Genomic DNA, 24,897 nt, shown 5'->3' with positions numbered 1-24,897 from the left:
TTCGTCGCCATCCCTAGAGATTGTGCAACCAGCCTTTCCCCGTTAGGAGAAAGCCGGGAAAGCGGCCTCAATCTGCCGGGGGTTATCACGGACGGCGCGCCATGCAAACAACCTTGAAAATCGGAACACGCGGCAGCCCGCTGGCGCTGGCGCAGGCGCATGAAACGCAAGCGCGGCTGATGGCGGCGCACGGCATGCCGGTTGAGGCGTTCGAAGTGGTCGTCATCTCGACCAGCGGCGACCGCATCCAGGACCGGCCGCTGGCGGAAGCCGGCGGCAAGGGCCTGTTCACCAAAGAGATCGAGGATGCGCTGCTGGCGCGCCGCATCGACATCGCCGTACATTCGTCAAAAGACATGCCGACGGGGTTGCCCGACGGGCTGGAACTGTCCGCCTTCCTGCCGCGCGAGGACGCCCGCGACGCTTTCGTCGGCAAGGCGGCGAAAACAATCGCCGGATTGCCGCAGTGCGCGAGGGTCGGCTCGTCCTCGCTCAGGCGCCAGGCGCTGATCCGGCGGATGCGGCCGGACCTCGAGGTGGTGATGTTTCGCGGCAATGTGCAGACGCGGCTGCGCAAGCTCGACGAGGGCGTCGCCGACGGCACCATCCTCGCCTATGCCGGGCTGAAGCGGCTCGGGCTCGAGAATGTCATCACCGACCTGATGCCGCTCGACACCTTTCCGCCGGCGCCGGGGCAAGGCGCGATCTGCATCGAAAGCCGCGTCGGCGACCTCGATGTGGAAAGGATGCTGACGGCAATCCACGACGTGCCGACCGGACAGGCGCTGGCCTGCGAGCGCGCCTTCCTTGCGGCGCTCGACGGGTCGTGCCGCACGCCAATCGCCGGCCATGCGACGATATCGGGCGGAACGGTTTTCTTCGCCGGGCTGATCATCTCGCCGGACGGCACGCAATCCCATGAGGTCAGGGCGGAAGGCCCGGCGCAGGATGCCGCCTGCATCGGCGAGGACGCCGCCAGGACCGTGCGGGCCAGGGCCGGCGAAAAATTCTTCGACGGCTGGGCCTGACATGGTTCGCGTCCTGGTGACGAGGCCGGAACCAGGCGCCTCGCGCACGGCACAGCGGCTGCGAGACCAGGGCTTTCAGCCGATCCTGCTGCCGCTGACCGAAACGGTGGCGCTGCCGGTCGATGCGGACGGGGTCGCATACAAGTCCGCGGCCGTTGCGGTCACCAGCGCCAATGCCGTGCGCCACGCGCCGAAGGAAATCATCGCGGCGCTCGCCGCCTTGCCCTGCCATGCCGTCGGCAGACGGACAGCGGAATCGGCCCGCACGGTGGGATTCCTGTCCGTCAGCGAAGGGCCGGGCGACGCCGAGGCGCTGGCCGATGCGCTTGCCGCCGGTTACGCCGGACAGACCATCGTCTATCTGTGCGGACGGGTGCGGTTTCCGGCGTTCGAGGCGCGGCTGAAGGCCGCTTGTGTCCACGTCCGCGCCATCGAGACCTACGACACCGTTGCGCCAAGCTATTCGGACGCTGCGATCCTTGCGCGCCTGTCCGGCCAGCCGGCTGAAGCGGTGCTGCTCTATTCGGCCAAGGCGGCGGCAGCGATGCAGGCCCTGACCGAACGGCCGGCGCTGCGCGATCTTTTTGAAGAGACATGGTTTTTCGCGCTGTCCGGACGTATTGCCGCAGCCTTGGAAACTGTCGCCTCAGAAAAGCTCCGCGTTGCGCCGGAGCCCAGCGAGGAGGCACTGCTGGAGCTTTTGCGGACGTGGCGTTGACCCCGTGTCATCACGCCGCCCCTTTTCACCGCTTGGTGATGTGCTAGACCCTTCTGAACCATCCCGAAGCGAATTTTGCGGAGCCTAAGCATGGTCAAGACGCCGAAGATGCGGCATTCGAAAAGCCGTCGCGAGCCGGTGACCATCGAGCTCGAACCCGGCGCTGTGTCGCGCGTTGCCGACGAGGATGCCGCCAACGGGCGGACCGACGAGGCGAAGGCGGAGGAAGCGGCAAACGCGTCGCAGCCGGAAGCGCCTGAAGAACCCGTGCATGCCGATCAGACCGACATCGAGCCGTGGGAACATGCCGACGCGGCCCCGCCGGCCGGCTCGGAAGGGCCGGCAGAGGGCGGCGCCAAAGGTCCCGAAGGACCCAAACCGACTTATCCGGCCGGCTCGGAGGCATCAGCGAACCGGGCCTTCGACTATGGCTTCGACGACGGATCCGCCAAAGCCAGTGGGAGAGGGGCCAGCGGGACGGGGACCAGCAGCGGGACCGATGAAGCGCCGAAACAAACCCAGACAGGGAATGAAGAGATGGCAGCGCAGCCGAAGCGTGGCGGCATCAACGGTATCGCTGCCGGCATTATCGGCGGCGTCATCGCGCTCGCTGCCGCCGGAGGGCTGCAGTTTGCCGGCCTGCTCGGCGCGCCAGGGGCTGGCGATGTCTCCTCGGACGGCGTGTCGCTCGATGGCGTCAATGGCGAAATCGCTTCGCTGAAGAGCGAGATCGCAGGGCTCAAGGACACGGCCGGCAACAATGATGCGTCGGCCAAGGTGGACGGGCTGTCGTCGGCGCTGGATCAGGTCAAGACGGATGTCGCGGCGCTGAAATCGGCGGTCGAGCAGGGCGGTGCAGGCGACACTGCCGGGCTTGCAGCGCTTGGCGACAAGGTCAGGCAGATCGAGACGGCGGTCGCTGCCCTTGGCCAGGCCGGCAATACGGCGCCGGTCGATCTCGGACCGCTCAACGAAAAGCTGGCCGGGCTCGACGCGGCGGTAAAATCCGCGGGTGAGACGGCGACGGCGCAGGACCGCCGGCTTGCGGCGCTGGAACAGTCGGTGGCGCAGCTTTCCGGCAAAGTCGAGGCACAGGCCGGGCAGCCGAAGGTTGCGCTCGCCATCGCCGCTTCGGCGCTGAAGGCTGCCCTCGACCGCGGTGCGCCATTCATTGCTGAACTCGAAACCTTTGCGGCGATTTCACCGGATGCACCCGAGATCGCAGGCTTACGTGCCTACGCCGAAAAGGGCGTTCCGACCCGTGCGGAGATCGCCGCCGAAATGCCTGCCGCCGCCAATGCCATGGTCGCTGCCTCCGAGCCCGTCGACCAGAATGCCGGCTTCCTGCAAAGCCTGCTGTCGAGCGCCGAATCGCTGGTCAAGGTCAGGCCGATCGGTGCCGTCGAAGGCGCTGGCGCTCCGGAAACCGTCGCCCGCATGGAAGTGGCGGTCAACCAGGGCGACTACGCCAAGGCGCTCAGCGAATACGATACGCTGCCCGAGGCGGTGAAGGCTGCCGGCGCCGATTTTGCCGGCAGATTGAAGGCGCGAATCGAGGTCGAGAAGCAGGTCGACGCGCTGATTTCAGGTGCGATGAAGGCGTGAGGGAAACCCGATGATTCGCATTCTGCTTTTCCTTGCCGTCGTTTTCGCGCTCGCCCTGGGTCTCGCCTGGTTGGCCGACCGGCCGGGCGAGATGGTCGTCACCTTCAGCGGCTATCAGTACCAGGTCAGCCTGATGGTGGCGGCGGTGGCGGTTGTCGCCGTGGTTGCCGCGATGATGATCGTCTGGTGGCTGCTCAAGGCGCTGTGGAACAGTCCCTACACCATCTCGCGTTATTTCCGCGTGCGCCGTCGCGATCGTGGCTATCAGGCACTGTCAACCGGCATGATCGCCGCCGGCGCCGGTGACGGAGCGCTCGCCCGCAAGAAGACCAAGGAAGCGGCAAAGCTGATCCGCTCCGACCAGGAGCCGTTGATCCAATTGCTGGAGGCGCAGGCTTCGCTGCTGGAAGGCGACCACGAGGGTGCGCGCGAAAAGTTCGAGACCATGCTCGACGATCCGGAAATGCGGCTGCTCGGCCTGCGCGGGCTTTATCTCGAGGCCGAGCGCCTCGGCGATCGCAACGCTGCGCGGCACTATGCCGGCCGTGCCGCGGTGATGGCGCCGCAACTGGCCTGGGCCGCCGAATCGACGCTGGAAGACCTGACCGGGCGTGGCGACTGGGACGGCGCGCTGAAACTGGTCGACGCGCAGAAATCGACGCGCCAGATCGAGCGCGACGCCGCCAACCGGCGTCGCGCCGTGCTGTTCACCGCAAAGGCGCAGTCGCTGATCGACAGCGATCCCAATGCCGCCAAAACCGCTGCTCTCGAGGCCAACCGGCTGCGGCCGGATTTCGCCCCGGCGGCGGTCGTCGCAGCCAAACTGCTGTTCAGGCAGAACGAGGTGCGCAAGGGCGCGAAAATACTCGAAGCGGCATGGAAAGCCGAGCCGCATCCGGAGATCGCCGAGCTTTACACACACGCCCGGCCGGGCGATGCCGTGCTCGACCGCCTGAATCGGGCGAAGAAGCTGCAGGAGATGAAGAAGAACCACGCCGAATCCTCGCTGGCGGTGGCGCGCGCCGCGCTCGACGCGCAGGACTTTTCAACCGCCCGTAAAGAGGCCGAGGCGGCCATTCGCATGGATCGCCGCGAAGGCGCCTATCTGCTTCTGGCCGACATCGAGGAGGCCGAGACCGGCGATCAGGGCAAGGTGCGGCAGCTTTTGTCCAAGGCAGTGCGTGCACCGCGCGATCCGGCCTGGGTTGCCGACGGCGTCGTCTCCGAACGTTGGGCGCCGGTCTCGCCGATCACCGGCAAGCTAGACGCCTTCGAATGGCGGGCGCCGATGGAGCGGCTCGGCCAGCTCATCGACAGTGACGAGGACGCGCCGGACGCCGCGGTGCCGACCATTGCGGCGCCCATCAAGCCGGCAAAGGAAAATGTCATCGAGCTGAACCCCGCTGTTTCGTCGGAAAAACCGACCACCGCGACGGGATCGGAAAGCGGCGAAGACGATGTTACGCCGGTCAGCGCGCCGGATGCCGAAGCTGTCGAACCGGCGGAGGAACTGGCCCGGCTGCCCGACGACCCCGGCGTCGATCCGGACGACGAAGACCAAAAATCACCACGCAAATTTCGATTGTTCTGATTTGGCTGAGCTTGCTAGTTTTGGCCGATGGGAAGTAGGAATCACATGTTCGAACGCGTTCTGTCGTTTCTGAAGGACCTGCCGGCAGCTGGCAGCGCCCGCAACGACGCCGATGATCCGCGCGTTGCCGCATCCGCCCTTCTCTATCATGTGATGAGTGCCGACGGCGTGCGTCAGGATGCCGAATGGGAGCGGTTCAAGGCAGTTCTGGCGGAAAGCTATTCGATCAGTGGCGACGAGCTCGACGCGCTTGCCGCTGCCGGCGAGCGGGCCGACAATGAGGCGATCGACCTCTACGCCTTCACCAGCGTGTTGAAGCGCCAGCTCGATCCAGACGCGCGAAAAGCCTTCATCGGCCTGATGTGGGAGATCGTCTATGCCGATGGCGAATTGCACGAACTCGAGGACAATATCGTCTGGCGGGTCGCCGAGTTGATGGATGTCGAACGCCATGACCGCGTCGAGGCACGCCGCAAGGCGGCCGCCGAAGCGCCGGGCGCCACTGGAACGTCGAGCGACGAATAGACGGGATTCCGATGCCATCCATGCCGAGGCCGAGACCAAAAATCCTGATCGTGCTGCATCAGGAGAGTTCGAGCCCCGGGCGCGTTGGCCACATGCTTATCGAAGAAGGCTTCGACCTCGATCTCCGCTGCCCGCCGCTCGGCGACACCTTGCCGGAAACACTGGACGGTCACGCCGGGACCGTGGTGTTCGGCGGACCGATGAGCGCCAATGACGAGGACGATTTCGTCCGCCGCGAGACCGACTGGCTGAAAGTTCCACTCAGGGAAAACCGGCCATTGCTTGGCATCTGCCTCGGCGCGCAGATGCTGGTCAACCATCTTGGCGGCAAGGTCGAGGGTCATGGCGAGGGGCTGGTTGAGATCGGCTGGTATCCGCTGAAGGCGACCGAGGATGGCAAGAAGCTGATGCACTGGCCTGACATGGTTTACCAGTTTCACCGCGAAGGTTTTTCGCTGCCGCGGGACGCGACGCTGCTGGCGACGGCCGAAACCTATCCCAACCAGGCCTTTCGTTATGGCGACAATGCCTGGGGCATCCAGTTCCATGGCGAACTGACCAGGGCGATGATGCAGCGCTGGGTCGTTCGCGGCGCGCATCGCTTCGAGTTGCCCGGCGCGCAGCCCGGCCGCGACCATCTCGGCGGCCGGCTGATCTGGGACATGCATCTCAAACGCTGGCTCGGCGAATTCCTGCAGACGATTTTCGGCAGGCTCGCGCGGTCCTGATCTAGTTTCCGCCTATAAAACGCAAACTGTCCTGCCACCGCTGGAGCCCGACAATGAGCCAAGGGTTGCGTCAAGCCACCGGACCGGCAAGGCCTGCCTGCCGAGCGGTGAACCGAGCGACAGCAGTCTGCTGTGGCCTGCCGGTTCGACCGAAGCAGGACGTCGTTGCCGACGTCAGACCGGCAGCCCGTTCTGCTTTCGCAGGCTCTTGTCGAATGCGGATGCCGGGACGAAACGGCGCAGGAAACTGACCTGGCGCGCCATTTTTCCCGCCGCATAGCGCCTCTTCGGAGCGCGATCGGTCGCAGCCTTCAAGACCGTCTCGGCTACGATTTCGGGAGCATCGCCTTTTTCCATTGCTTTCCGCACGACTGCGTTCATGCCAGCGCGCGCAGCGTCATAGATATCAAGCAACTGGTCCGGCTTGGCGAGATTATCTTCGAAGGACGTGCGGGTATAGGCGGGTTCGACCAACACGACGCGAATTCCGAAAGGGCGCAGTTCGTGGTCGAGCGATTCGGAATAGCCTTCGATGGCATGTTTGGTCGACGCATAGAGCGCGGAATAGGGTGCTGGGATTAACCCCAATACCGAACTCAAATTGACGATCCTGCCCGTTCCTTGACGGCGCATTATCGGCAGGACCGCGTTGGTCACGCGGAGTACGCCGAAGACGTTCACGTCGAACAGTGCCCGAGCCTGAGTGGTCGAGGACTCCTCGGCGCCGCCGAGCAGGCCGATGCCGGCATTGTTGACGAGCAGGTCGATACGCCCGGCCTCGGCCAACACGTCATCGACCAGTTTCGCCACCGACGCGTCATCGGTGACGTCGCAGGTCAGCATGGTAACGCCGTCGGATCGATCGGCGACCGCGCGACGGCTGGTGCCGAACACGCGAAAGCCGGCGGTTTGCAAAGCAATGGCCGTTGCGCGCCCGATGCCGGTGGATGCCCCTGTCACCAGGGCGACGCCAGGATTGGTCTTGTTCATGGAAGTCACTTCTTTCTTTGTGTTGGATTGGCGGCTGCAGGCATGCGCGCCAAATGGAGATGTGGCGCACGCCTCGGCGATCCGATGAGCGGCATTAGTCGGCAAGGGCCCCAGTTCGCTGGTTGGACACCGACCCCAGCTCGGTGACGGTAAGCTTGTCGCCGGAGCGCGAAATCTCGAGGCTTTGCTCAGGTTCGCCCAATTTCCGCGGCACGGATATCCTAGCCGACTGCCCTTCGGCGAGCGTGGCCGAGAAACGCACCGGGAGCCCGGCCTCACCATCGGCTATCGTTGCGATCACCCGATAGCCGTCATTTTCGTCGGTGTAGTGCAACACGCCGCGAAAACCGCCGAGATCGATACTCTCCCCGGCCATGACCGACAGCTCGCCGGCATGCAACGGAGACGCGGCCAGGAAGAATGCCGCCACGCCACCGATGAGGTTGATCATTGCGACGCTCCGTTTGGATGATGCCGATCTCGGCTGGCCCGCGGCGACATGATGTGCCGATTGCACGCGCTGACGGTTGCGTTCCGGATGGGGGACGCCAAGGTTGGTCCTGTTCATGGAAGTCACTCCTTTCTTTGTGCTGGATTGCATTTCAAAAGGATGTTACTATCATTTCGATATGAAGTCACTATCAAAATGATATGAACATGAAAAATTTTTGCGATGCCTCTTGCCCGATCGCCCGCGGCCTGACCTGCGTCGGCGATGCGTGGAGCATGTTGATCCTTCGCGACGCGAGCCTGGGCCTCACCCGCTTCGACGAATTCCGGAAAAGTTTGGGCATCGCCCCAACCATCCTGACCCGGCGGTTGGCGACGCTGACGGAGGAGGGACTTCTGGAAAAGCGACGCTACTCGGAGCGGCCTCCGCGCGATGAGTACGTGCTGACCGCCGCCGGACGCGATTTCTTGCCGGTGCTGATCTTACTGGGTGCGTGGGGACGCGAGTACCGTGGCGAAGGCAGGTTGGCGCGATACATCGACGCTGAGACAGGAGCAGAAATCGAGCCGGTGGCCGTGGATGCCGTCACAGGGGCAAAGATCGGCACCCGCGCGATTCGCGTTGCTACACCCGAATAGCATCCTTCCCGATCGATGAGTGCTGAGACGTCGCGGGGGGGGCAGCGTCTGGGTCAGTATGCCCTGGATCAGTTTCGCCCGTTGAGGTGGCGCACCTTGCGCAGTTGCGGGAACAGCACCGCCCACAGCCCGGCGACAACGACTGCGCCGACGCCGCCGATCACCACCGCAGGCACGGTGCCGATCAATGCCGCCATGGTGCCGGCGCGGAATTCGCCGAGCTCGTTAGAGGCGCCGACGAAAACCTGGTTGACGGCGTTGACGCGGCCGCGCACCTGGTCCGGCGTCCACAGCTGGATCAGCGTCTCTCTGATGTAGACGCTGAACATATCGGTGGCGCCGAGCAAGGCGAGTGCTGCGATCGACAGCCAGGTGATGGTGGAGAGGCCGAACAGCACGGTAGAGGCGCCGAACAGCGCGACGAAGCCGAGCATGACCACGCCGGCATGGTTGCGGATCGGATGTCCGGCCAGCCAGATGGCAACGCAGATGGCGCCGATGCCCGGTGCCGAGCGCAACAGTCCCAGGCCCCATGGGCCGAGTTCGAGGATGTCGCGCGCGTAGACCGGCAGCAGTGCCGTGGCGCCGGACAAAAGCACGGCGAACAAATCGAGCGAAATGGCGCCGAGCACGATCTTCTCGCTCCAGATATAGCCGAAGCCGGCAAACAGGGTCTGCATCGTCGGCCTGTCGGTTTCGCTGCGCTGGGCAGGCTTCGGGATAGTAAAGACCAGCACCGCGGCGACAAACATCAGAACGGCTGCGGTGCCGTATGCCGCTTCCGCCGAAAGCCCGTAGAGCAAGCCACCGGCGACCGGTCCGACGACGGTCGCCGTCTGCCAGGCTGACGAATTCCAGGCGATCGCGTTGCCGAAATCCTCAGGTGGCACGAGGTTGGCGAACAGCGACGCTGCCGCCGGTCCGAAGAAGGCGCGCGCGATGCCGAACATGGCGAGCACGCCGAAGATCAACCCCGGCCCGCTAAGGCCGCGCAGCGTCAGCAGCAGCAACACCAACGCGCAGATCGCCTCCAGCAGTGCGGTCAGCGCCATGATCAGGCGGCGGCCGAAACGGTCGGCGACCACCCCGGTGACCAACACCAGCAGCAGCGAAGGCAAGAACTGGACAATGCCGACAAGGCCGAGATCGAATGGATCGCGGGTCAGGTCGTACACCTGCCAGCCGACGGCGACGGATACGATCTGGGTGGCGAATGTGGAGAGGAAGCGTGCCGCCCAATAACTCAGGAAGGGTTTGTGGCGGAAGGCGGCATAGCGCCGGTCGGGCGATGTCTGTTCGGCTGTCATTTGTGAATGGCCCCGACGAGATTGTGTATCGGCCGGCGGGGCTCTTCCACGAAGGGCGCTGGTCCAACCACAGCGCTTTTAGCGCAGTTCGGTGCGGGGCGCGCGCAAAAATCGGCTCTGGATCGAGGATTTCCGGGCTACCATGCTAATTGCATGGGGGCAAACGCGCTCGGCGGAGGTGGAGAGGCTATTGGGCGCGCAGGTCGAGTTCCTTCGCGCCCTCTCTGACTCGCCAATCTTTGAAGCTTGCGTTTGCCGGGCTTCGAACGACGTGTCAGACCGTGGCTTTGGGCTTCCTGGCCTTCTTGACCGGCGCCGGCGGGGCGGCCTTGCGGCCAAGGCCGATCGCCTTCGCCAGTTGCGAGCGCGAGGCCGCATAATTGGGGGCAACCATCGGATAGTCGGCAGGCAAGCCCCATTTGGCGCGGTAGGCATCCGGCGTCAGCCCGAAATGAACGCCGATATGGCGCTTCAGGGATTTGAACTTCTTGCCGTCTTCGAGGCAGATGATGTAGTCCGGCGTCACCGATTTCTTAGGATTGACGGCGGGGATCAGCGGCGCTGCCACCGGAGCGGCGGGTTGTCCGAGTCCACTTATCGACGCGCTGACGCTGGCGATGAGATCGCCGAGGCCGGAAGCGGGCAAGCGGTTCTTCTCGACGTAAGCGGACACGATGTGAGCGGTCAGCTCGAGAAGGTCGATGTCCTTGCGGGCCTTGTTGCTGTCGTCGGTCAATCTATTTTCTCCGTTAGTGGGGTCGCAGAATTCCTAGTCGGCAAATCTGCGTAACGCAATGACGCCGCACCACGCCACACATTATTTTGAATAACAATACTAACGCCCGGGCCAGATCAACAGGTCTGATCCCAAACCATTATAATATCAGATAATCAGGGATTTGTCGCGCCACAGTCGAAATCCTCCTTCGAAGGCGCGTGTGTTGTCGCCGCGCCTGCAACCGGCAGGCAATTCGTCCAACTCGTCGACATTGCCGCCGCCGATGACCACATAGTCAGGCTGCATGGCGGCGCGCAGCCGCTCGACGACGTCGAAGACGTGTTTGCGCCACTTCTTCTTGCCGCGCTTTTCAAGACCGCATTCGCCGACATAGTCCTCGAAGCTGCCGCCCTTCTTGTAGGGAAGATGCGCGAGTTCCATCGGCTGGGCGACGTTGTCAACGATCATCGCCGCACCCAAGCCTGTTCCCAGACCCAGGAACAGCATGCGCCCGCCTTCATAGCTGCCGACTGCCTGCATCAGCGCGTCATTGACGATTTTCACCGGTTTACCGAACTGCGTTGCAAAGTCGCATCCGACCCAGCCCTTGCCGAGATTGGCGGGGTCGGTCAGCGGCCTGTTGTGGTGCACCGGGCCGGGATAACCCATCGAGATGACGTCATAGGGCAAGCCATCGGCGAGCGTCTGCACGGTCGCGATCATCTGCTGCGGCGTCAGGCCGGGTCCGGAATCGGTTCTGCGCTCCTCGCCGCCGGCACTGGTGAGGATCTTGACATGGGAGCCGCCAATATCGATCGCAAGCACGATCTTTTCGCTGTCCTGTGCCGGCTTTTTCGCCGCTTTAGCCATTGCGTCGCCTCTCGAGTTCATTTTGCCGGATTGATCCAGCCGTTCGGCGGTCCGAACCCGGCCATCGCATCGGCAGGGCCCCATGTCCCCGGCTCATAAAGCTGAGGCGGCGTGGTGTCGCCAAGCACCGGGCCAACGATCCGCCAGGCAAGCTCGCTGGCATCCTGGCGGGTGAACAACTGGCCGTTGCCGTTCATGGCGTCACCGATCAGCCGCTCATAGGGCGGCATGTCGCCCTTGCTGTCGTCGAGCGCGGTCAGTTCGACCTGCTCGCCGATCATGTCGTCACCGGCGGCCTTGCGCTGGGCGCCGATCGAGATCGCCACCTGCGGGTCGATGCGGAAGCGCACGTAGTTGGCGTCGCCCGGTTTGATCGGGTCGAAGACGTCGAGCGGCGGCCGCTTCAGCCGGACAATGACCTCGGTGGCGTGCACCGGCATTGATTTGCCGGCGCGGATGAAGAAGGGGACGTCCTGCCAGCGCCAGGTGTCGACGAAAAACCGCACCGCCGCGAAGGTCTCGACCGGCGAGTTTGGCGCGACGCCCGGCTCGCTGAGATAGCCTTTGAATTGGCCGCGCACGACATCGTCTTTGGTCAGCGTCCGGATCGCCCGCAGCACCTGTACCTTCTCGTCGATCAGATCGTCGGCCGAGCGACCAACGGGCGGCTCCATGGCAAGCAGCAGCAGGATGTTGAGCAGATGATTCTCGATGACGTCGCGGATGCAGCCGACCTCGTCGTAGAAGCGGCCGCGGCCCTCGACGCCGAAATCCTCGGCCATGGTGATCTGCACGCTCTCGACGAAATTGCGGTTCCAGATCGGCTCGAGGAAGGAATTGGCGAAGCGGAAATAGAGCAGGTTCTGGATCGCCTCCTTGCCGAGATAGTGGTCGATGCGAAAGATCGACTGCTCGTCGAATACCAGGTGCAGGACCCGGTTCAGCCAGCGCGCCGATTGCAGATCGTGACCGAAAGGCTTTTCCACCATCAGGCGCGCGTCCTGGGCTGCGCGCGACTGCTCCAGCCCCTGGATGACCGTCTCGAACATGGTCGGCGGCACCGCCAGATAGTGCAGCGGGTGCTGCGCGGTTCCGAGCGCGTTTTTCAGCTTCTCGAATGTCGCGGCGCTGCGGTAGTCGCCGCTGACATAGCGAAGCAGCGAGGCGAGTTTCGCGAAGATTTTTTCGTCGATCTTGCCGATGGCCTTGACGATGCCGTCGCGGGCGCGCGCCTCCAACTGCTTCAGGTCCCAGGCGTCGAAAGCGACGCCGATCACCGGCTCGGTCAGCGTTCCCTTGGCGACCATGGCGTAAAGTGCGGGGAAGATCTTCTTGTGGGCGAGGTCGCCGGTCGCCCCGAAAAGCACCAGCGTGTCGGATCGTTCCTGGTTCATGAGCGTGTCTTCCCCGTCACGAGCCGGTCTTCGGCTTTTCCACATGGCCGCCGAAAGCGTAGCGCATGGCGGACAGGAGCTTGTCTGCGAATTCGGATTCGCCTTGCGAGGAGAACCGGTCAAACAGGGCCGAGGACAGAACCGGCGCCGGCACGCCGGTGTCGATCGCCGCCTTCAGCGTCCAGCGGCCTTCGCCGGAGTCCGAGACCCGTCCGCCAAACTGCGTCAGGGCCGAGTCGGCCTTCAACGCGCCTGCCGTCAGGTCGAGCAGCCAGGAGCCGATGACGCTGCCATGCCGCCAGACCTCGGCCACCTCGGCGATGTCGATGTCGAACTGGTAATATTGAGGGTTTTCCAGCGGGCTGGTTTCGGCGTCGGCCGTCCGCTGCCTCTTGCCCGCATTCGCCGACTTCAGGATGTTCATGCCTTCGGCATAGGCGGCCATGACGCCGTACTCGATGCCGTTGTGGACCATCTTGACGAAATGGCCGGCGCCGCTCGGTCCGCAATGGAGATAGCCGAAGGGGGCGGTTCCTGCGGCCTTGCCGGGGGCGGGCACCCCGGCATCGGCGCCCGGCGCCAAGGTGGCGAAGACAGGGTCGAGATGCTGGACCGCGCTGTCGGGGCCGCCGATCATCAGGCAGTAGCCCCGCTCGAGGCCCCAGACGCCGCCGCTGGTGCCGACATCGACATAGCTCAGGCCCTTCAATGCCAGGCGCGCTGCGTGGTCGACAGCCTCGTGATAATAGGAATTGCCGCCGTCGATGATGATGTCGCCCGGCTCCATCAGGTCGGCCACCTGATCGACGATCCGGCTGGTGATTGCCGCCGGCAGCATCAGCCACGCGCTGCGCGGCTTGGTCAGCTTGCCGACGAACTCCTCCATCGAAGCCGCTCCGATCGCGCCAGCTGTCACAAGGGCTGCAACGCTGGCCGGGTTGATGTCGTAGACCACGCATTCGTGGCCATCGCGCAGCAGGCGCCGCACCATGTTGGCGCCCATCCTGCCCAGTCCCATCATTCCGATCTGCATGTTTCTCGTCCTGGTTCTTGAGGGATAGAAGATTTACTTGCTCTATCTTTGGAGCATGACCTTTTCCGAAAACCGGTTGCCACTTTTCGCTAACGCGGACCTTCGGTTCGGGATCATGCTTTTGTCGACACCGACGGAAAAGTCGACATTCTCCCAACGGCCGGCATCGGGCCAGAAAAAAGTAAAGACGATCGTACTGCCCGGCGGAACATCGGCAACGGGCAGGTCCGTAAGATGAAGGCCGAAGGCATTCTCAGTCGTCGCGGCGTCATGGATGGTCGCCCACCCGTCGCTGCTCCAATGGACCACCGCCCGGGCCAGCAGTTCGACGCGCAGCATCTTGCCGGCGGGCATGGTGCGGACCTTGTGGTTGAAGCGCCATGTCCGGCGCGGCGCCACGGTCCTGTCCTCGATGTAGCGCTTCACGCCTTGCGGCGGCATGTCGAAGACGGCGCCTTCACTGAGCGAACGCAGCAGCTTGATGTGCTCCGAATGTGCCCAGACCAGCGGCATGGCGCTGCCCGACGGTCCACCGTGCCGCAGTTCGCGTTCCGGCATGTCGAGACCATCCCAGACCTGCTCGGGCATCAGGCCGCCAGGCCCGGCCGAGCCTTCGAACGTCTTGAGCAGGCTCGCTGCTTTGTCCTTGCGCCCCGCCGCCAGTTCGTAATGGGCGCGCTCGCCGACCAACAGCGGCCAGGGCCGGCCCTGGCCGGTCCCGTCGAAGGGCGCGCCGTCGGCATGTTCGCCATAGCCGTCGCCGGTATAGCGATACCAGACGGGGCCCTGCGGCAGGTCGCGGCGCAGCCGCGCGTCGATGACCTTGACTGTGTCGACGATGCGCGGATCGTCGGCGGCCCTGAGGCCGAAGCGGGCGAGCGCCAGCGCATCCGGGCTGACGATCGCCTCGGCCGGCCGGTCCGCGTCGCCGGGCGGCCGGTTCTTGATCGGCACATAGCCGTCCTTCGGCGAGGCCGCACCGGCGGTGTCGGGCGGCGCGATGCGGACGTAATAGCCTTCGATGCCGACCTCTTCGCAGAGGGAAGTGCCGGCGACATAGGTCCAGCGCTCGATCTGGTCGTTCCAGACATCGGCGGTTTCACGCAGATAGTTTGCCGGCTCTCCTTTGTCACAAATTTCGAACATGTCCGCCGCGGCAAGCAGTGCGGCGATCTCGACGGCGAGCGTGAACGGGCTGTAGCCGGCATCCTCTTCCCAGCGGTCTTCGCCGGTGACCGGACCGTTGCGTACGACATAGGAAGCGGCGCGTTCGACCATCGGCATGAAGGCGAGCAACCTGGCGCGCGGCAGGTGCCCAGCCCGGCGCAGCGCGTCTGCGAGCAGCAGTGGGAAGGCGCATTCGTCCATCTGGATGCCGCGCCAATAGGCAGACCCGTCGAGCCAAGCATTCTGCGGCCAATGGCCGTCAGGCTGCTGGATGGAGCGGAGATAAGCGAGGATCTCAAGCGCTTGCGCCGGATCGCCGGCGGCCAGGAAGCCGCCCGCGGTCTCGACCAGATCGCGCGGCCAGACCAGATGATAGCCGCCGAGATCGTCGTCGCCCATGCTGAAGCCCCAGGGAATCGACAGGCTGGCGACGGCCGCTCCGGTGGATGAGCGGTGTGTCGCCAGAACCGCCGTGCTGACGCGATAGGTGTTTATCCCTGCTATATGCCGGTCCAACGGCAGCAAGCTAGCCTGCCAATCCCGCCATTTCTCGACATACGATTTGGCCGCGGGCTCAAAACCCCACTTCAGGCTGGCCGAGGCATTTTCCGCCGCCTCTTGCGGCGTCGTTCCGAAACCCAGCGCCAGCAACGCCTTCGGGTTCGCAGCCGAAAAGCCGATCTCGCCGGTCAGCGCGACATTGCCGTCGTCGGCCCTACGGCAGGCCGGGTCGAGCCGGCCGCCGCGACGGAGCTGCTGCCAGCCGTCGGAGACACCGACATAGCCGGCGGAGCATGCTCCCCAGGGCAGCGACGAGGCGAGTGCCAGGCAGACGCCACGTCCCGATGCAAACAGGACAGGCTTTCCCTCGTAGTCGGCGACCCAGGCGGTGTTGGCCATGCCGGCGTTGACCAGATGCGGCGCCAGCAATGCGTAGACGCGGTGGTCGGCAACCGCGCCTGTCAGCAGCGTGAAGCTGATTTCCTGCAGCAAAGCGGGACGTTCCGGGTCCGTAACGATACGCTTTTCGATCCGGTAGGTGTCATCGGCGGCGGTGTTGACCAGCCTGTAGGCGGGCACCCCATCCTCGAACGGCTCGACGCTGTGCACGGCATCGCGCTTTTCTTCCGAGAAATAGCCGCCGGGGCCGGTGACGACCAGCCCCATGTCTCGGGTGCAGGCGCTGTCGAGGCCGGGGTAATAGACCTCGTTGAGAATGCCGTGGCTGATCGTGAACCAGATAGGGCAGGCCGGAGACAGCGCGGTTCCGACCCCGCTCTTGGCGCTTGACGTCCAGCGCGCCGGAATTCCGGGTGCGCCCAGCGCATCAGTCGGCGTCGCTGCCATCTCGATTTCGGTCTCCTGCCCCCACCCCTAGACCAGGAGCCGAAGCCTTTTCAATCATTGCACCGCAAGTTGATCGTCAAACCGTCACCGATCGCTGTTGACAAGTGCGCCCTTCTAAATTTGTCTGACAATATTGAAACGAGGGTCGTCATAACAGCCACCAGCAGCCAACAACGACCAGCAATCCATGGGAGGATAACATATGAAGAAGATACTCGTCTTGAGTGCCCTTGCGGCGATGCTCGCGTCAGGCACCGCGTTTGCCGACACCAGCGACAAGAAGATCGCCTTTTCCAACAATTATGCCGGCAATTCGTGGCGACAGGCGATGCTCGACAGCTATGGCATCGTCACCAAGAAGGCGGTCGCCGACGGGGTGGTCGCAGCCGCGGACATTTTCACGACGGCCGACAAGGAAGTGCCGACCCAGGCAGCCCAGGTCCAGAACCTGATCCTGCAAGGCTATGATGCGATCGTCATCAACGCCGCCTCGCCGGACGCACTCAACGGCGCCATCAAGCAGGCCTGCGACGCCGGCATCGTCGTCGTCTCCTTCGACGGCATCGTCACCGAGCCCTGCGCCTACCGCGTGGTCGTCGACTTCAAGGACATGGGCAGGCAGGAAGTCGAGCAGATGGCCAAATTCCAGCCTAAGGGCGGCAATCTGCTGGAAATCCGCGGCCTTGCCGGCACCTCGATCGATGACGCCATCCATGCCGGAATTCTGGAGGGCGTCGCCGCTCATCCCGAGTTCAAGATCGTCGGTTCGGTAACCGGCGACTGGGATCAGACCACAGCACAGAAGGCGGTCGCGACGATCCTGCCATCGCTGCCGGAAATCGTCGGCGTCGTCGATCAGGGCGGCGACGGCTATGGCGCGGCGCAAGCCTTCGCCGCAGCCGGCAAACCGCGTCCGACCATCATCATGGGCAACCGTCAGGACGAGCTGCAATGGTGGAAGGAACAGAAGGACAAGGACGGCTACCAGACCTGGTCGGCGTCCATCGCGCCGGGCGTATCGTCGCTGGCCTTCTGGGTGGCGCAGCAGGTGCTCGACGGCCGCACTGACGTCCCGCATGATCTCTTGGTGCCCTACCTCGCCTTCACCCAGGATGATTTCGAGGCTGCGCTGCCGAAAATCCCCAAGGGTGGTGTCGCCAGCCACGAATACACGCAGGAAGACGCCATCGCGGCGATCAAAGCCAACATCAAGTGAGCGTGGCACGTTGCCAGCTGCATCGCCAACTGGATATCGCTAGGGATGCCTAGGGGTAACGCCGACATCGTCAGGCTGGACGGCGCCGAGAAACATTTCGGCGCCGCCAATATCGACATCATCAGACTGGACGGCACCGAAAAACGTTTCGGCGCCGTCAGGGCGCTCGCCGGCGTCGACTTCCACGTTGGTGCCGGCGAATGCGTCGGCCTCGTCGGCCACAATGGCGCGGGCAAGTCGACGCTCATGCATATGGTGGCGGGCACGCTCCTGCCCGACAGCGGTCGGATCGCGGTGCGTGGCGCCATCGAGGACCACTATTCGGTGCCTCGCGCGCAACAGCTCGGCATTCGTTGCGTGTTTCAGGAGCTGTCGCTGTGCCCTAACCTCAGCGTAGCCGAGAACACGCGCATCAACCACCCGGCGCTGCGCGGCCTCGGCTGGCGGCGCAAGGCGGCCGATCTCATCGCTGCCAAGCTCGACGAGATATTCCCGGGCCACAGCATCTCCGCCTCCGATATCGCCAGCGACCTGTCCATCGGCAGACGGCAGATGGTCGAGGTGGCGCGCGCCTTCACGGTGACTCAGGATCCGCTCGAATTGGTCATCCTCGACGAGCCGACGTCCTCGCTCGACGCGCACACGGCCGGCCAGTTGCTGGCCTTCGTCCGGCGCTTTGTCGCCGCTGGCCGGAGCTGCATCCTGATCTCGCATGTTCTGGGCGAGGTGCTCGGGAATGCCGACCGCATCGTGGTGATGCGCGACGGCAAGGTCGTTGCGTCAGATGCGGCGAACGCTTTCGATCGCGACAGGCTGGTGACGACCATGGGTGGAGCGGAAGCGCGTGAGAAGATCGCAGCCAAAATCGCGACCCAGAAGCCGGAGACCGGCCCGTTGCGGGTCCGGGCCCGCCCGGCGCGGCAAGAGGACGGCAACGAACTTGTGGCGCATGCGGGCGAGATCATCGGCCTTGCCGGGCTTGCCGGCCATGGACAGACGGACCTGCTGCTCGCGATCTTCGCCGCCGCGGCGCGCGCTAAAACCGGCATCGAGGTCACCGCGCCGGTGGCGCTGGTGGCCGGCGACCGCCAGTCTGACGGGATCTTTCCGCAATGGTCGATTGCGCAAAACATCGGCATCCGTTCGCTGGCGCGATTGCGCAACGGCCTGCTGATCTCGCCGCAGCGCGAAGCCGAGCTCGCAACTTTTTGGCAAAAAAAGATCGGCATCCGCACGCCCGACATGAACAACAACATCTATTCGCTGTCCGGCGGCAACCAGCAGAAGGCCCTGTTTGCCCGGGCGCTCGGTTCCGACGCGAAGATCGTGCTGATGGACGACCCGATGCGCGGCGTCGATATCGGCACCAAGCTCGAGGTCTACGACCTTGTGCGCGAAGAGGCTGGCCGCGGCCGTACCTTCCTCTGGTACACCACGGAAACCGAAGAGCTCGACAATTGCCACCAAATCTATGTCTTCAAGAACGGCCGGATCGTCGCCAACCTTGGTCGCGACGAGCTGACGGAGGAAAAGATCATCCAGTCCTCGTTCGGCGATGCGGCCTGAGATGACGGCAGCACCCGTCGAGACCGGCCCCAAGAGTTCTTCCGAGCGCAGCGCGCTGGCGCGGGCGCGCCTGCTGCGCGGGCTGCTGCCGGCATTGTCGCTGGTGCTGGTGCTGCTGGCGATCGCCTGGCTCAACCCGCGCGCCATCAGCTATTTCGGCTTCAGCCTGATGCTCAACCTGGCGATCCCGATCGCGTTGGCGACGATCGCGCAGATGTTCGTCATCGCCGGCAACGAGCTGGACCTGTCGATCGGCACCTTCGTTGGCTTCGTCGGCTGCGTCACGGCGACGTGGCTGAAGGAGGCGCCGCTGGTCGGCGTCGCGATCCTGCTCGGATCGATCGGCGTCTATGCGCTGCTCGGCGCGCTGATCCACTTGCGCAATCTGCCTTCGATCGTGGTGACGCTCGGCATGAGTTTTGTCTGGCAGGGCCTCGCCATCCTCATCCTGCCGAAGCCCGGCGGCAAGGCGCCGGACTGGCTGCTATCGCTGATGGCCTTCAAGCCGCCTTTTGTTCCCTTTCCGATCATTGCGGCGCTGCTGATCGCGGCGGTCGTTCATTTCGGGCTGATGCGAACCTCCTATGGCGTGATCCTGCGCGGATCGGGCGGCAATGCCGCGGCCCTCAGCCGTGCCGGCTGGTCGCTGCTCAAGACCAAGGTCGTGCTGTTCGCATTGACCGGCCTGTTCGGCGTTTTGTCCGGCATGGCCCTGATCGGCATCACCACCTCGGGCGATGCCAATATCGGCAATGGCTATACGCTGCTTTCGATCGCCGGCGTCATCCTCGGCGGCGGCGAATTCGTCGGCGGCCGGGTGTCGCCGATCGGCGCGGTGATCGGCGCGCTGACGTTGGCGCTGGCGGCGTCGCCGCTGCTGACCTTCATGCACATTCCGCCCGACTGGCAGGTGGCCGCCAATGGCGCCATCCTGATCATCGTGCTGGCGGCCCGGGTGCTGATCAGCCGCAGGGAGAGGTGAGCGATGGCCTCGTTGCGGTTGCTGCTCGCCAAACCCTGGATCTGGTCCTTCATCGGCGCGCTGCTGGTGTGGCTGGCGACGGTCGCCTTCACGGGCGGCTATGGCGGCGGCGGCATGATCACGGCGGCACTTTCGCTCGCCGTCTTCACCGTCATCGTCGGTGTCGGCCAGATGTTCGTGATCACGCTCGGGCCGGGCAATGTCGACCTGTCGCTGCCGGCCAATATCGGCCTCGCCAGCGCCGTCGCCATGAAGGTGATGGACGGCAACGATTCGATGATCGCCGTCGGGCTGCTGGCGGCGCTGGCCTGCGGCATGGCGATCGGCGCCGCCAATTATCTCTTGATCTGGGCGCTGCGCATTCCGCCGATCATCGCCACTCTGTCGGCCAGCTTCATCATCCAGTCGATCGACATCAGCTACGGACGCGGCTTGCAGATCAAGCCGCCGCCAGGCTTCGCCGATTTCACCAACCGGCAGATTCTTGGCGTTCCGGTGCTGGCGATCCTCACCGTGCTGTTCACTATCGGCGCTGCAATCGCGCTGCAGCGCATGATCTATGGCCGTTCGGTGCTGGCGATCGGCCAGAACATTCGCGCCGCGTGGCTTGCCGGCATCAATGTCAGCCGCATCCGCTTCCTCACCTACACGCTGTCGGGCGCGCTCGGCGGCCTTGACGGGGCGCTGCTCGCCGGCTATTTCCGCGGCGCCAATGTCGATATCGGCAATGAGTACCTACTGGCCTCTATCGCCGTGGTCGTCATCGGCGGCACGTCGGTGGCCGGCGGCAAGGCCAATGTGCCGGGCGTCTGGGGCGCGGCGCTGTTCCTGGTGCTGCTCTTGACCATGCTCAACACGTTCGGCGTCAGCGCCGGCGTCCGGCTGCTGCTGACCGGACTGATCATCGTCGGCGTCATCACCGCCGCGGGCGGCCAGAAGGCGTTGCGCTGAAGTGGCGTCACCCCCGATGTCGGAGCGCTGATCCTTGACAAGGCCGCAGAGAAGGGCATCGCGCCGCGCGATCGGCGACCACGAGATCAGATCACGCTCTATCCGACGATCAATGAAGGGCGGCGCTGACCACGCTCCTTCCGTGTCACCTCACACGTGCTTGCGGCCGCCGGCCTCACGGAACCAGCGGTCGGGATAAGGATACCACCAGCCCTGGATCGCTGGCTTGTGGTCGATGATCACCATCTTCGAGCGGCGGAAGGCATCCAGCCCTTGGCGCCCAAGCTCGCGGCCGAGGCCCGACGCCTTCCAGCCACCGAACGGCAGCGCGTCATTGTCGATCAGCGGATTGTTGATCCAGACCATGCCGGCCTCGAGCCGCTCCGCAGCCTCATGCGCTTCGGCGAGATCGGTGGTGAAGACCGAGGCGCCGAGCCCGAACGGGCTATCATTGGCAAGCGCTATCGCCTCATCGAAATCCTTGACCCGGCAGATCGCGGCGACCGGCCCGAAACACTCTTCGCGCACGATCGCCATATCAGGCGTGACGCCGGCCAGGATTGTCGGCTCGTAGAACCAGCCGACATTATGCGCCGGTGGAATGCGCCCGCCGGTGATCGCCTTGGCGCCGCTGCGGATCGCATCATCGACCAGCCGCATGACTTTCGCCCGCGCCGCCTCGCTGACCAGCGGTCCGATCTCGGTCTTGTCCAGCCCGTTGCCGATGCGCAGCGCACGTGTCTTCTCGGCAAACAGCTCGACAAAACGGTCGTGAACGGCATCGACGACAAAGAACCGTTCGGCCGAGGTGCAGACCTGGCCCGTAAGATGGAAAGCGGCGGTGACGCTGCCGGCCGCCGCCACCTCCAGCGGGGCGTGTTGGCTGATTATCAGCGGATCGCTGCCGCCGGCCTCGATAACGCAAGGCTTCATGCGTTCGGCGCAAGCGACGGCTACAGCCTTGCCGGCGGCGACCGAGCCGGTAAAGGCGACCGCATGCGTGCGGTCCGAAGCGATCAGCGCCTGCGCGGTAGCCGCACCACCCGGCAGGCAGGAAACCAGGCCCTCCGGCAGTGAGCGGAACACGGTCATGTAATCCAGCGTCGACAGTGTCGTCGCCTCGGCCGGCTTGATGACGCAGGCATTGCCGGCGGCGAGCGAGGCGGCGACGGTCCAGCACATCAACAGGATCGGAAAGTTGTAGGGCATGATGTGCACCGACGTGCCGTAAGGCTCGTAGCGCGCATATTGGAACGATCCGGTCTGCGTCGTGCCGGCAATCTTGCCGGCATCGTCACGCGCCATTTCGGCGTAGTAGCGGAAGATCGGTGCACAGTTGGCGATCTCGCCGATTGCTTCCGGATAGGGCTTGCCCATCTCGCGCACCATCAGCTCGGCGCAGCGCGTGAAGTCGGCCGCCTCGATGGCGTTGGCGACAGCATGCAGATGCCTGGCGCGGCTCTTGGCGTCGAGTTTTTTCCACGCCGCCTGCGCCTTCGTCGCCGCGGTGAGCACCGCATCGATCTCGCCATCGCTGGCTGCGGTGATCGCACCGACGGTTTCCAGCGTCGCCGGATCGATCACCGGTTTTGCTGCGCCGGTCATCGGCCGATAATCGGGATTGACGAAGAAGGTCGGCCGGTCAGGTGAAAAATCCATTCTGTCCTCCCGTGTGCACGGAGCCTTTTTGAGAAGTCGCCCTGCCGAGACAGATGACGTGGTTTTCGAGAACCGAAGCGGAGCGGACGTTGGAGTCCGTGAGCATCGGAAGCGGAGAAAACCACGTCAGGTGTCCGGCAGAGGTAGAATTATCGAGAAGGCTCAGCGGATCATGTAGACCTTCTTGACGGTCTCGTGGACGGTGCAGACGCCCTTCCAGTCCTGCGGAAAGAACGCTGCGGTGTCCGGTTCGATGTCGATCACCTCGCCGGATTCGTGGACATAGGTGCAGCGGCCCTCGAGGAAATGGCAGAACTCGTCGCGGGTGACGTGGCAGTGCCATTTGCCCGGCGTGCAGACCCACAACCCACATTCGGAGCGGCCCTCAGGTCCCTTGTGCAGCAATTTGCCGGAGGTGCGGGATTCTCCCTCGATCATGGTAGGGATGACGCCCCAGTCGACGAGGTCGGTGAGGGCGAGCGGCGATTTCATGATCGGTGTCGGCATGTCGTAAAGCTCCAGTGGCTGGCTTCAGGCCAGCATGTAAATGTTGCGGATGGTCTCGTGTACGGTGCATTCGCCCGCCCAGCCGGCCGGGAACATGACCACCGTGGCGGCGGAGACGTCTATCACCTCGCCGTCGTCCGATCGGTAGGTCGCGCGGCCGGCAACGAAATGGCACAATTCGTCGCGCGGGATCGCCAGCCGCCAGCGGCCGTGCGTGCAGACCCAAATGCCGGATTCCGGCTGGTTGTTCGGCCCCTTGTGGACGAGCCTGCCGGTGGAGTGCGAAGCGCCTTCCAGCGCATCCGGCTGTGCGCCCCAGTCGACGAGGTCGGTGCGGGTCGAGGCTTGGTGGAGATGTGGCACGGAGGAGGTCATGCGGGTGCTCCGCCAGCGCGACGCTCATTTTCGAGAGGCTTTCGCCCTACGGCGCCCCCCTCTGGCCTGCCGGCCATCTCCCCCACGAGGGGGGAGATTGGCAGCTCCGGCGACGGCACTCTTCTTGCGACCTTTGTGATTGGCGAAATCAGTGATGCCGGCCAATCTCCCCCCAAGTGGGGGAGATGCCAAGTTTTAGCAAAGAGGGCAGGACAGAGGGGGGCGCGAAGGAACGCCATACCCATCAGCCCGCTCACAGCAATGTCTCCAGCAAAGCAGCCGCTTTCTCCGGGCCGTTCTGCGCCCGCATCTGCGCCGACGTTTTCGCCAGCTTGGCCTTGATTGCCGGGTCGGTCAGGCAGGTTTCGATCCTGGCGATCAGCTCGGCGTCGGTCCAGTCGTAGCGCGGCATGCCGAAGCCGTGGCCGGTTTCCTCGACCCGCGTTGCGTTGTCGTGGCCATCCCAGACATAGGGCATGATGATCGCCGGCTTGCCGAAGTAGAGACACTCGGTGAACGAATTGTTGCCGCCATGGTGGATTACAGCGTCGACCTGCGGGATGACCGAGGGTTGCGGGAACCAGCTCTCGACGATGACGTTTTCGGGCACTTGCGCGTACTGGTCCTTGTAGCCGCCGACATTGACCAGCGCCCGGTAGCGCGTCTTGCCCAGCGTCGCGATGATGCGCTTCAGCAGGTCGACATCGCCGGCGCCAAGGCTGCCGAAGGAAACATAGAGCAGCGGCCCGTCATTGTTTTTCGCGAAGGTCGGCACGGTGTAGGGCTTCTCCTGCCGCACGCAGCCTTCCAGATACTGGAACTTTGCCGGGTCGAGCGGACGGCGGCGCTTGAACTTTGCCGCCTCGGGATAGAGCAGCAGGTTGAGGTAGGGCGAGGCCTCGAAGAACTGGCCGATCGGATAAGGCGTTTCGTTGTTCGCTTTCAAAAATGCATTGAAGTCGTCATGGATCGGCTTGATGACGGCGTTGAAATGGTTGCGGTAGCGCTCATGACAGGCGTGGTCGTTCTCGCCGCAGCCGGACAGATGCGGCGGGATATCCTCGTCCTCGATCTCGTTTTCCGAGCAGGAGATGACGCGCACCCACGGCTTGCCGTACTGCTTGATCGCCGGAAACAGGATGACATTGTCGACGCAGATGACATCGGGCTTGATCGTCGCAAGCACGCCAGGCAGATCCTTCTCAGCCCATTTGGCGCTGTCGACGATCGCCGTCCAACAGTCCTTCACGTAGTTGTCGATCTGGTCGTAGGGCGACTTGCGGAAGTTCGGGATATGGCCGTTGATGAAGTCTTCCCAGAACTTGGCCATCTGCTCGGGCGGCATCGGCTCGGACAGGTTCACCGGATGAGCCTCGAAGCCGTAGCCCTTGTAGACGTCGACGAAGCCAGGGTCCGACAGGAATACCGCTCTGTGGCCGCGCGCCTCGACCGCCTGGGCGATGCCGACGGAATTGAGCGCCGGGCCGTAGGCCGCTTCCGGAAAAAACGCGATCGTCTTCTGCGCCATGAA

At 64.2% G+C, this 24,897-nt stretch carries 23 protein-coding genes; 11 read left to right on the top strand and 12 right to left on the bottom strand.

Features of this window, described 5'->3' with window-relative positions:
• Positions 1 to 101: 101 nt before the first annotated feature.
• The 6 genes from hemC to AC0L3N_RS17495 all read left to right on the top strand — a co-directional run bounded on the left by hemC (position 102) and on the right by AC0L3N_RS17495 (position 6,195).
• Entirely contained in the window at positions 102 to 1,028 is a 927-nt protein-coding gene (hemC, locus tag AC0L3N_RS17520) for a hydroxymethylbilane synthase (protein ID WP_473548786.1), read from the top strand.
• Position 1,029: 1 nt separating this feature from the next.
• Positions 1,030 to 1,746, top strand: a complete 717-nt coding sequence (locus AC0L3N_RS17515; RefSeq protein WP_473548785.1) for a uroporphyrinogen-III synthase — start codon at positions 1,030 to 1,032, stop codon at positions 1,744 to 1,746.
• Positions 1,747 to 1,836: 90 nt separating this feature from the next.
• Positions 1,837 to 3,351 carry a COG4223 family protein gene (locus tag AC0L3N_RS17510; protein WP_473548783.1) on the top strand — a complete coding sequence of 505 codons (1,515 nt, stop codon included), beginning with the start codon at positions 1,837 to 1,839 and terminating at the stop codon, positions 3,349 to 3,351.
• 10 nt (positions 3,352 to 3,361) lie between these two features.
• On the top strand, positions 3,362 to 4,942 hold the full coding sequence (locus AC0L3N_RS17505) for a heme biosynthesis HemY N-terminal domain-containing protein (protein ID WP_473548782.1): 1,581 nt from the start codon (positions 3,362 to 3,364) through the stop codon (positions 4,940 to 4,942).
• A gap of 45 nt (positions 4,943 to 4,987) precedes the next feature.
• On the top strand, positions 4,988 to 5,467 hold the full coding sequence (locus AC0L3N_RS17500; RefSeq protein ID WP_123148843.1) for a tellurite resistance TerB family protein: 480 nt from the start codon (positions 4,988 to 4,990) through the stop codon (positions 5,465 to 5,467).
• Between the two features lie 11 nt (positions 5,468 to 5,478).
• Complete coding sequence (locus tag AC0L3N_RS17495; RefSeq protein ID WP_123148844.1) at positions 5,479 to 6,195, top strand: glutamine amidotransferase; 717 nt, start codon at positions 5,479 to 5,481, stop codon at positions 6,193 to 6,195.
• Positions 6,196 to 6,369: 174 nt separating this feature from the next.
• Here AC0L3N_RS17495 and AC0L3N_RS17490 read toward each other — a convergent pair whose 3' ends face one another.
• Positions 6,370 to 7,185: an oxidoreductase gene (locus tag AC0L3N_RS17490; RefSeq protein WP_473548781.1), complete on the bottom strand. Its 816-nt coding sequence runs from the start codon at positions 7,183 to 7,185 to the stop codon at positions 6,370 to 6,372.
• 94 nt (positions 7,186 to 7,279) lie between these two features.
• Positions 7,280 to 7,636 (bottom strand): hypothetical protein, encoded by a 357-nt coding sequence (locus tag AC0L3N_RS17485; RefSeq protein ID WP_473548779.1) that lies wholly within the window; start codon positions 7,634 to 7,636, stop codon positions 7,280 to 7,282.
• Positions 7,637 to 7,842: 206 nt separating this feature from the next.
• Here AC0L3N_RS17485 and AC0L3N_RS17480 point away from each other — a divergent pair, with 206 nt between their 5' ends.
• On the top strand, positions 7,843 to 8,274 hold the full coding sequence (locus AC0L3N_RS17480) for a winged helix-turn-helix transcriptional regulator (RefSeq protein WP_473548886.1): 432 nt from the start codon (positions 7,843 to 7,845) through the stop codon (positions 8,272 to 8,274).
• 68 nt (positions 8,275 to 8,342) lie between these two features.
• Here the strand turns inward: AC0L3N_RS17480 and AC0L3N_RS17475 are convergent, their stop codons facing one another.
• From AC0L3N_RS17475 to AC0L3N_RS17450, 6 genes are all read right to left on the bottom strand, one after another.
• Positions 8,343 to 9,581, bottom strand: coding sequence for an MFS transporter (locus AC0L3N_RS17475; protein WP_473548777.1), 1,239 nt, complete (start codon positions 9,579 to 9,581; stop codon positions 8,343 to 8,345).
• 274 nt (positions 9,582 to 9,855) lie between these two features.
• On the bottom strand, positions 9,856 to 10,317 hold the full coding sequence (locus AC0L3N_RS17470; RefSeq protein WP_123148847.1) for a Ros/MucR family transcriptional regulator: 462 nt from the start codon (positions 10,315 to 10,317) through the stop codon (positions 9,856 to 9,858).
• 147 nt (positions 10,318 to 10,464) lie between these two features.
• Positions 10,465 to 11,169: an ROK family protein gene (locus AC0L3N_RS17465; protein ID WP_473548776.1), complete on the bottom strand. Its 705-nt coding sequence runs from the start codon at positions 11,167 to 11,169 to the stop codon at positions 10,465 to 10,467.
• 17 nt (positions 11,170 to 11,186) lie between these two features.
• Entirely contained in the window at positions 11,187 to 12,563 is a 1,377-nt protein-coding gene (zwf, locus tag AC0L3N_RS17460; RefSeq protein WP_473548775.1) for a glucose-6-phosphate dehydrogenase, read from the bottom strand.
• 16 nt (positions 12,564 to 12,579) lie between these two features.
• Positions 12,580 to 13,596, bottom strand: a complete 1,017-nt coding sequence (gene gnd, locus AC0L3N_RS17455) for a phosphogluconate dehydrogenase (NAD(+)-dependent, decarboxylating) (protein ID WP_123148850.1) — start codon at positions 13,594 to 13,596, stop codon at positions 12,580 to 12,582.
• 42 nt (positions 13,597 to 13,638) lie between these two features.
• A complete protein-coding gene (locus tag AC0L3N_RS17450) occupies positions 13,639 to 16,110 on the bottom strand; it encodes a glucan 1,4-alpha-glucosidase (RefSeq protein ID WP_473548773.1) in 2,472 nt (823 codons plus the stop codon).
• A 202-nt stretch (positions 16,111 to 16,312) separates the two neighbouring features.
• On the opposite strand from AC0L3N_RS17450, the gene AC0L3N_RS17445 reads away from it, so the two are divergent.
• The 4 genes from AC0L3N_RS17445 to AC0L3N_RS17430 are packed head-to-tail and all read left to right on the top strand — an operon-like array spanning position 16,313 to position 20,825.
• Positions 16,313 to 17,326, top strand: coding sequence for a substrate-binding domain-containing protein (locus tag AC0L3N_RS17445; RefSeq protein WP_123148852.1), 1,014 nt, complete (start codon positions 16,313 to 16,315; stop codon positions 17,324 to 17,326).
• A 45-nt stretch (positions 17,327 to 17,371) separates the two neighbouring features.
• Positions 17,372 to 18,892 carry an ATP-binding cassette domain-containing protein gene (locus tag AC0L3N_RS17440; RefSeq protein WP_473548772.1) on the top strand — a complete coding sequence of 507 codons (1,521 nt, stop codon included), beginning with the start codon at positions 17,372 to 17,374 and terminating at the stop codon, positions 18,890 to 18,892.
• Between the two features lies 1 nt (position 18,893).
• The gene (locus AC0L3N_RS17435) at positions 18,894 to 19,874 is read left to right on the top strand and encodes an ABC transporter permease (RefSeq protein WP_473548770.1); all 981 of its coding nucleotides are present in this window, start codon (positions 18,894 to 18,896) and stop codon (positions 19,872 to 19,874) included.
• Positions 19,875 to 19,877: 3 nt separating this feature from the next.
• On the top strand, positions 19,878 to 20,825 hold the full coding sequence (locus AC0L3N_RS17430) for an ABC transporter permease (protein WP_473548769.1): 948 nt from the start codon (positions 19,878 to 19,880) through the stop codon (positions 20,823 to 20,825).
• 150 nt (positions 20,826 to 20,975) lie between these two features.
• Here AC0L3N_RS17430 and AC0L3N_RS17425 read toward each other — a convergent pair whose 3' ends face one another.
• The 4 genes from AC0L3N_RS17425 to AC0L3N_RS17410 form a co-directional block, all read right to left on the bottom strand.
• Positions 20,976 to 22,484 (bottom strand): aldehyde dehydrogenase family protein, encoded by a 1,509-nt coding sequence (locus AC0L3N_RS17425; protein ID WP_473548768.1) that lies wholly within the window; start codon positions 22,482 to 22,484, stop codon positions 20,976 to 20,978.
• Between the two features lie 162 nt (positions 22,485 to 22,646).
• Positions 22,647 to 22,991, bottom strand: a complete 345-nt coding sequence (locus AC0L3N_RS17420; protein ID WP_473525820.1) for a cupin domain-containing protein — start codon at positions 22,989 to 22,991, stop codon at positions 22,647 to 22,649.
• A 24-nt stretch (positions 22,992 to 23,015) separates the two neighbouring features.
• Positions 23,016 to 23,366: a cupin domain-containing protein gene (locus AC0L3N_RS17415; protein ID WP_473548767.1), complete on the bottom strand. Its 351-nt coding sequence runs from the start codon at positions 23,364 to 23,366 to the stop codon at positions 23,016 to 23,018.
• A gap of 253 nt (positions 23,367 to 23,619) precedes the next feature.
• Positions 23,620 to 24,894, bottom strand: coding sequence for a glycosyltransferase (locus tag AC0L3N_RS17410; protein ID WP_473548766.1), 1,275 nt, complete (start codon positions 24,892 to 24,894; stop codon positions 23,620 to 23,622).
• Positions 24,895 to 24,897 lie beyond the last annotated feature (3 nt).

It is taken from the genome of Mesorhizobium sp. WSM4807, from assembly GCF_055811615.1.
This window is presented reverse-complemented; position numbering and strand designations above follow the sequence as displayed.